Raw genomic sequence first — 341 nt, 5'->3', positions numbered from 1 at the left:
TGAACTCTCTCGAAGAACTGGACATGACCGTAAGACAATTCGAAAGGTCGTCCAAGAGCAGGAGGATGGAAAGAAGCCTTTAGCTGGAACCAAACGAAAAGGCAGTAAGTTGGAGCCCTATAAGCCGTATGTAGAACAGCGGATGCGTTTTGGTGTCCTGAACGCGGAGCGGATTTTACGAGAGATTCGGGAGCAGGGATACACGGGTGGAATCACGGTTCTTCGTGAGTTTATGCACCCGCTTCGCCCCGCTGTCTCTGCCAAGGCAACGGTTCGGTTCGAAACAGGCCCTGGTGAACAGGCCCAGATCGACCTAGGTGCATTCCCGTATATCGACGCCG

General features: G+C 53.4%; 1 pseudogene. It reads left to right on the top strand.

Features of this window, described 5'->3' with window-relative positions:
- Nucleotides 1–341 (top strand): annotated as a pseudogene (locus tag J3482_RS20350) (IS21 family transposase); the annotation flags it as partial.

Origin of the sequence: Alicyclobacillus suci, assembly GCF_017329615.1 — a bacterium.
Lineage (GTDB): Bacteria > Bacillota > Bacilli > Alicyclobacillales > Alicyclobacillaceae > Alicyclobacillus > Alicyclobacillus suci.
The sequence above is the reverse complement of the archived record's forward strand: the minus strand, read 5'-3'. Positions and strand labels throughout refer to the sequence as shown.